General features: G+C 76.2%; 1 protein-coding gene. It reads left to right on the forward strand.

Features of this window, described 5'->3' with window-relative positions; genetic code table 11:
- The coding region (locus HW578_RS27510; RefSeq protein WP_304621660.1) for an exodeoxyribonuclease VII large subunit at positions 1–447 on the forward strand (447 nt) is incomplete at its 5' end.
- Positions 448–550 lie beyond the last annotated feature (103 nt).

Below are 550 nucleotides of genomic sequence, written 5' to 3' on the forward strand. Positions count from 1 at the left end.
CTGGCCGGCCTGTTGACCGCGCGGCGCCAGTCCATTGCCGCGCTGCGCGTGCCGCATCCGCGCGAGGGCATCCTGGCGCGCCGCGCCGCGGTGCAGGCCCTCGCGCTGCGTCTCTCTGCCGCCTGGGCGCGCCAGCGCGATGGTCGCGCCCGCGCACCGGCCATCGCACGCCTCTCGCCCGCGCCGGTGCAGGCGCTGCTGCGCCAGAAGCGCACGCTGCTCGAGGGCCTCTCGGCACGCCTCGAGAGCGCATCCTATCAGTCCGTGCTCGCCCGCGGCTTCGCACTGGTGCGCGACGCCGAGGGCCACGCCGTCACCGCCGCCGCCCGCATCGCCCCGGGCCAGCCCCTGCGCCTGGCCTTCGCCGACGGCGAGGCGCGCGTGGTCGCGGAAGGCATGGCGCCGCGCCGGAAGGGGCAGGCGCCAGGGCAGGGGAGCTTGTTGTGAGCGGCGGTGTTGCGCGGGGAGGGGCTTTGCCCCTCCCCGGACCCCACCCCACCAAAGGCCTAAGGGCCTCTGGGCACCAGGACTTGATCGGGGATTTCGGGGA

This window comes from Roseomonas rosulenta (assembly GCF_016106005.1).
Classification (GTDB): Bacteria; Pseudomonadota; Alphaproteobacteria; order Acetobacterales; family Acetobacteraceae; genus Neoroseomonas; species Neoroseomonas rosulenta.